Raw genomic sequence first — 6659 nt, forward strand, 5'->3', positions numbered from 1 at the left:
CTCCCGTCGCGAGAACCGGAGCGCCTTCCTTACGTTGCTGTGGGCGTGAGGATTACAGGCCCTTCTTCGCGATGTAGGACGCGAGGTCTACGACGCGGTTGGAGTAACCCCACTCGTTGTCGTACCAGGAAACGACCTTCACCATGTTGCCTTCGACGACCATCGTCGAGAGCGCGTCGATCGTGGAGGAAGCCGGGTCGCCGTTGTAGTCGCTCGATACGAGCGGCTCTTCGGAGTAGTTCATGATGCCCTTCAGCTTGCCGTTCGCCGCTTCTTTGAGGGCGCCGTTGACTTCTTCGACCGTTACGTTGCGGGACACTTCGACGACGAGGTCCGTTACGGACACGTTCGGCGTCGTGACGCGGAACGCCATGCCGTTCAGCTTGCCTTTGAGCTCAGGCAATACGAGGGAAACGGCTTTCGCCGCGCCCGTCGTCGACGGAATGATGTTCTCTGCGGCAGCGCGCGCGCGGCGCAGGTCCTTGTGCGGCAGGTCGAGCACTTGCTGGTCGTTCGTGTAGGAGTGAACCGTCGTCATCATGCCCTTGACGATACCGAAGTTCTCGTGCAGCACCTTCGCGAAAGGAGCCAAGCAGTTCGTCGTGCAAGATGCGTTGGAGATGATCGTGTGCTGCGCCGGGTCGTACTTGTCTTCGTTGACGCCAAGAACGATCGTGATGTCTTCGTTCGTCGCCGGAGCGGAAATGATAACTTTCTTCGCGCCGCCCTTGAGGTGCAGCTCCGCCTTTTCCTTAGCGGTGAAGATACCCGTCGATTCGACGACGATTTCGACGCCTACGCTTGCCCACGGCAGGTTGCCAGGGTCGCGCTCGGAGAATACTTTGACCGACTTGCCGTTAACGATGAGCTCGCCTTCGCCAGCTTCGACCGTAGCGTCGAGCTTGCCGTGCGTCGTGTCGTATTTGAGCAGGTGCGCCAGCGTGTTTACGTCTGTCAAGTCGTTGATCGCAACGATGTCTACATCCGGGTTGTTCAGCGCTGCGCGGAATACGTTCCGCCCGATCCGACCGAAACCGTTAATACCTACTTTCACCATGTGAAAAAACCTCCTAAGAAAAATGGTTTATATCCAGACGCCGATAGCGAGCGTGTGCCCGGGATCTGTTGCGTCAAGAGAACTGTAACATGGCCTGCGCGGCCGCCTCGTCGAGGATGAGCACGTCCTCGTGGCCGTTCTTCAGCACGGCGGCGATCGCTTCGGCTTTGCTCGCGCCGCCGGCGACCGCGATGACGGTCTCCATCTGCTGGATATCCTCCAGCCGGAGGCCGACGGTCGGCATCCGATGGACGACTTCGCCCTTGCGGTTGTAGTAGTAGCCGAACGATTCGGCCACCGCGCCGTTCGTCCGCAGCGACTGAATCGTCGCCGCGTCGACCCTGCGCCGGCGAGCCATCTCATAGGCTTCCCCAATGCCGTGCACGGCGATGCGGGCTTTGCGCACGATTTCCGCGACCTCGCGAATGTGCGGCTCGCTCATCAGCGTCGCGATCGCTTCTTCGCCGACGTCGTCCGGCACGTGCATGAGCCGGTAGCCGCCGCCGGTGCGCTTCGCCATCGTCGCGGCGATCGTGCCGGACTGCAGCTCGACGCGCTCGCCGAGGCCGCCCCTGGCCGGCACGAACAAGGCGCCTCTCAGGCCCGGGGACGCGGTCAGGTGGTCGGCCACCTCGACGATCGTGGAGCCGCCGGTAATCGCGACGACGAGCGGTTCGTCGCCGTCCTCGCGGGCGAGCGCCGCGGCCGCCTTCGCGAGGGCGGCGGCGCCGGCTTTGCCGAGCTCCCGCTTCGCCACCGCGTCGCGGTCCGCGTCGCCGGGGACGACGACGACTTGCCGCAGCCCGTAGATGTCGGCGATCCGCCGCTCCAGCTCGGAGAGGCCGAACCATTCCTTCATCATGGGCTCCATGTCCGCGAGAAGCTTAATGCCGGTCTCGCTGACGCGCATGCCCGACGTTTCGATCTCCAGCAGGCCTTGCTGCTTCAGGAACTCCGTCTCGGCGCGCAGCACTCGCTCCGTCATATCCAGCGCGGCGGCGAGCGTCCGCCGGCCGACCGAGCCGGAATAGCGGATATGCCGCAGGATCGTGTATCTCTTCTTAAGAACGTCTACGACGTCCGGGGCGAGCAGCTTTTGAATTTCGAGAACGGTTCGCACGGCGAACCTCCTCCTCATGGCGCTAAGCTTTTCGCTTTGCGCTCGACGTTTTCCATTGTTTCCGAGTTGCCGCGGGACCAAACCATTCGCCGGCATTTGTCTGGGACTCGATACGTCCCACTCCAACGTTTTGGGTCCCACTGACGTTATTTTACTTCATTGCATGTGAGGTTGCAACTTCTTTCCAACGTTTTTTTCACCCAAAAAATGGTTTGGGCAACCCTCTTGCATTTTGTCTCGCAATATCATATACTTAGTTTCGCTGTCACAAACAGCAACTGCAACAAACAAGCGCCCGTGGTCCAATGGATATGACGCAGGCCTCCGGAGCCTGAGATCGGGGTTCAATTCCCTGCGGGCGCGCCATTACATAACGTTTCCTAAGAGTCTCTGCAGATGCGGGGGCTCTTTTTTATTTCTTCGGGGATTGGTCCCGCTTCCTTTGTACGTGCTCTCTTAACGGCGGAATTGCACCAATTTTAATCGGTCGGTGCGCAAGAGCATAAAAAGTGTGCGGTTTCGGAGGGCGGCAGCGTTGGTGCGGGCATGGGTGGTCGGTCGGGGGCATGGCGGTTGGCGGGAACAGCACAATTTTTTGGCGGTCGGTGCGCAAGAGCACATAAAGTGTGCGGTTCCGGCGCTTGGCAGCGTTGGTGCGGGCATGGGCGGTCGGTCGGGGGCATGGAGGTCGGCTGGAACAGCACAAATTTTTGGCGGTTGGCGCGTAAAAGCTCAAAAAGTGTGCGGTTTCGGCGGGCAGCTGCGTTCGAGCGGACTCCAGCGGCAGTCGCGAATACGGCGGGCGGCGGGAACAGCACAAATTTTGTTCGGTCGGCGCGCAAGAGCTCAAAAAGTGTGCAGTTCCGGCGCTCGGCAGCGTTGGTGCGTGCATGGGCGGTCGGTCGGGGGCATGGCGGTTGGCGGGAACAGCACAAATTTTTGGCGGTCGGCGCGGAAGAGCACAAAATCTGAACGATCCGCAGGCGGGCGGCTCATTCTCCACGCGCAAAAAACTCCTTTGTCCAAACGGACAAAGGAGTTTTTCGTTTCGCCGCTCGTTACTTCGAGATCAGCACTCTCGCGGCCGAGCGGTCCGGCGCTTCGCCGACGACGCGAATCGTCAGCCCGTACTGCGGCAGCAGCCTGCCCGCGTCCGGAATCGCCGGATTCATATACGAATCGGTGTCCCGGAACACAGGGTTAAAGCTCGTATTCGTGTCTTCCACCGTCGCGCCGTAAATCGCCGTATAATCAATATGCATCTTCTCGCCCTTCGCGAGGCCGAACGCGGCGTCGTGCATCTGGAAGCGGGTCGACGCCACCAACCCGTCGCTCCACTTCACGACTTTCTGGTCCGCGTCGACGAGGCCGAGATAGCCTTGTCCCGGATGTATCCCCGTCCAGTTGTCGGTGTACGCCTCGTCCACGTACCACACGAGCAGTCCCGGATCGAACGACATGAGGCTCGCGCCGCGCAGAATGCGTCCGAGGCCCCGGTCTACGCCGTTATGCGATCGCCACTCGAGCAAATAATAATGCTCTGCGGTAAACGTGCCCGTGTCGATCGTAAAGCCGTTGAGCTCGAACGCCGAAGGCGTCGTCTCCGCGCCGTCGGCCAGCGTAACAGCACCGTCGACGGCGACCGCGATGTCGTCGATGTACCAGCCCGCCTCCGATACGGCGACGTCCGTCCAATAGTTGAAGCGGAGCTCGATCGATTGGCCCGCATATGCCGACAGGTCGAACACGCCGTCGACCCAACCGTCGGAATAACCGGTAATGCCGTGGCCTGGGTTCTGATCGTACAGGTCTTCGGTCGTCGTCAAATTGCCCGGCACCGTCTCCCACGAGCCGCCGGGGACGCGTACCTGTACGGAACCGAAATCCCACTGCTCTTCGATCTGATACCACGTCTTGAACGTCAGCACGGCGCTGGAGGCACCCGTTAAATCAAGCGTCGTTGTCATCGAATGGTCGAATTCGTCGCCGCGTCCGCTGAAGTATTCGTACTGACCGCTGTACGGCGTGTTGACCGTGACGGATTTCTCCGGCAGGTCGATGCGCACCGCGTCGTTCCGCGCTCCTTTCGTCACCGCTTCGTCGAGCTCCGCGATCAGGCCGTCCGCCGGAATGTCGTTCATGTGCACCGTCGAGCCCGACAGCCAGTTGCCGCCGTGATTCGCTTGGAGGAATTCCTTCGACCATGCGCTGAAGCCGGTCGGTTCGGTGCCCGGCACCGCGCCGGCCCAAGAGCCGCTCGACATGATCGACCAGTACGAAACCGGCTCGCCTTGTCCGGAATAAATCGTGTCGTATTCGTCCGGAAGGCCGAGGTCGTGCCCGTATTCGTGAGCGAACACGCCCGCCGCGCCGTCCGCCGGTTGAATCGTGTAGTCGTAGGCGCCCATCAAGCCGCCCCAATACGGCACGCCCGCGGTCGTACCGGGCAGCGTCGTCACGTAGCCGAGGTTGGAGCGATGCGACCAGACCGCGTCGCCCCCGAGGGCGCCGCCGCCCGCCTCTTCCCCGACCGAGGAATGCACGATCATCAGGTGATCGATCAGGCCGTCCGGCTCCCGCACGTTGCCGTCGCCGTCCAAATCGTAGCGGTCCTCTTGGTCGTACGAGGCCAGATCGACCGCCGGATCTGCCGCCGCCGCGAGCAGCGCTTCGCGAACGAGCGCGCGCGGATTCGCGTCATTGTCGTTCGGACCGGGGTAATTCGCCCCGTAATACGCAGCCGGCTGGCTCGCCATGTACCAGCCCGCGACCTCGCCTTCGACGGTATAGCTGCCGCCCGATTGCGCTTCGTAGAACTGCTTCATGGAGACCAGCGTCTCGCCGTTCGGTCCGACATAGCCGTTCTCGCCGAAAATCATATCCTCATAGTGCGACTTCATATACTCGTCGTAGTACATGTCGGTCTCTTCCGGCGTGATGCCGTTCGCCGGGTAATCCGGGTACTCGATCAAGAGCACGAGCACGCGGTCCGTACGCACTTCGCCGTTCCACGGCACCGGCTGCGCCGGGTCGACGGTCTCCTTCTTCGTCGGGCCCAAATGGTTCCCGCCGCTCCGGTACAGCCCGTTCGAAAGCAGCTTCTCCTGCATCGCCTGCTCCCGCTTCCGCTCGTAGCCGCGCAGCTGCCCGTCCGCGCCGGCGGCTTCGATCGACGCGGATTTCGCCTGCAGGTACGACCGCACCGCTTCGGCCGCCTCGGCCGGCGTCGCGTTCGCGGACAGCTTGCCGCTCGCCTTGAGCATGCGGACCAAACGATCCTCGTTCGCGATCGCGAGGTCGAACGCGCCCGATGCGGACGACAGCGGCGGCAACGAGCCCTTCGGCGGCAACGACGACGGAGTGCCGGATGCCGACGGCATGGCGGAGGCGACGGCCGATCCGAAGCCGAGCGTCAGCGCCATCGCAGCGGAAAGTAGTGTCTTACGATTCATAAGTTCCCTCCTAAACATTAGTAGAGTCACCGTTGAAACATTCGTGGTTTGCGGGCGATCTCCTCCATCGGATTTTGTCGAAAATGTAAATTAGTTCCAAAGACCTAAATGCCGCCCTCTCCTCGAACGCCGCGCATGAAAAAGATCCGCCCCAACGACAAAAAGGCCGCACCGAACCGAGCGGATGCCGCCTTTTGACCAATTTTGACTTTCGATTCAGATTGAAGTATGATGTTCTTGGTAACACTAGATCAGAATGGATGATCGGAGGATGAAGCGAACATGAACATGAATTTGGTTCCTATGGTCGTGGAACAGACGAACCGCGGCGAGCGTGCTTATGATATTTACTCCCGTTTGTTGAAGGACCGCATTATTTTCCTCGGAACGCCGGTGAACGACGTCGTCGCGAACAGCATTATCGCGCAGCTGTTGTTCCTTGCGGCCGACGATCCGGAGAAGGATATCAGCCTCTACATCAACAGCCCCGGCGGCTCGATCACTGCGGGCATGGCCATTTACGATACGATGCAATTCATCAAGCCGGACGTCTCGACGATTTGCGTCGGCATGGCGGCGTCCATGGGCGCTTTCCTGCTCGCGGCCGGCGCGAAGGGCAAGCGCTACTCGCTCCCGAACGGCGAAGTGATGATCCACCAGCCGCTCGGCGGCGCCGAAGGCCAAGCGTCCGACATCGAAATTCGCGCGAAGCGGATTTTGAAAATGCGCGACAAGCTCAACCGTATCCTGGCCGAACGGACCGGACAGCCGCTCGAGCGCATCGAGAAGGACACGGACCGCGACTACTTTATGACCGCCGAGGAAGCGAAGGAATACGGCCTCGTCGACAAGGTCATCGAGAAAGTTCAATAATCGCTTCACCCTATCCACAATCGAGTAGGAGAGGGCGGCAAGCCCTCGACCTCTCACACCACCGTACATGCGGGTCCGCATACGGCGGTTCCTAAAGGTTAACGAATCTCAAGATAACGAAAAGTCAGACTCAATAGCCCTTGGTCGTTCCAGAAGG

Annotated in this window: 4 protein-coding genes and 1 tRNA gene; 2 read left to right on the top strand and 3 right to left on the bottom strand. The window is 60.8% G+C overall.

The genetic code is table 11. From position 1 onward, the window contains the following. Window positions 1-52 precede the first annotated feature (52 nt). Both gap and VE009_RS05230 read right to left on the bottom strand, forming a co-directional pair. Window positions 53-1057: a type I glyceraldehyde-3-phosphate dehydrogenase gene (gene gap / locus VE009_RS05225; RefSeq protein WP_325006350.1), complete on the bottom strand. Its 1005-nt coding sequence runs from the start codon at window positions 1055-1057 to the stop codon at window positions 53-55. 73 nt (window positions 1058-1130) lie between these two features. Next, window positions 1131-2177: a sugar-binding transcriptional regulator gene (locus tag VE009_RS05230; protein WP_325006351.1), complete on the bottom strand. Its 1047-nt coding sequence runs from the start codon at window positions 2175-2177 to the stop codon at window positions 1131-1133. 291 nt (window positions 2178-2468) lie between these two features. On the opposite strand from VE009_RS05230, the gene VE009_RS05235 reads away from it, so the two are divergent. Further along, a tRNA-Arg gene (locus VE009_RS05235) sits at window positions 2469-2543 on the top strand. A 692-nt stretch (window positions 2544-3235) separates the two neighbouring features. Here VE009_RS05235 and VE009_RS05240 read toward each other — a convergent pair. Further along, complete coding sequence (locus VE009_RS05240; RefSeq protein ID WP_325006352.1) at window positions 3236-5629, bottom strand: immune inhibitor A domain-containing protein; 2394 nt, start codon at window positions 5627-5629, stop codon at window positions 3236-3238. A 282-nt stretch (window positions 5630-5911) separates the two neighbouring features. Here VE009_RS05240 and clpP point away from each other — a divergent pair, with 282 nt between their 5' ends. Next, window positions 5912-6502, top strand: a complete 591-nt coding sequence (gene clpP, locus VE009_RS05245; protein ID WP_325006353.1) for an ATP-dependent Clp endopeptidase proteolytic subunit ClpP — start codon at window positions 5912-5914, stop codon at window positions 6500-6502. Window positions 6503-6659: the final 157 nt, after the last annotated feature.

The sequence above is a fragment of the Paenibacillus sp. genome (genome assembly GCF_035645195.1).
Lineage (GTDB): Bacteria > Bacillota > Bacilli > Paenibacillales > YIM-B00363 > Paenibacillus_AE.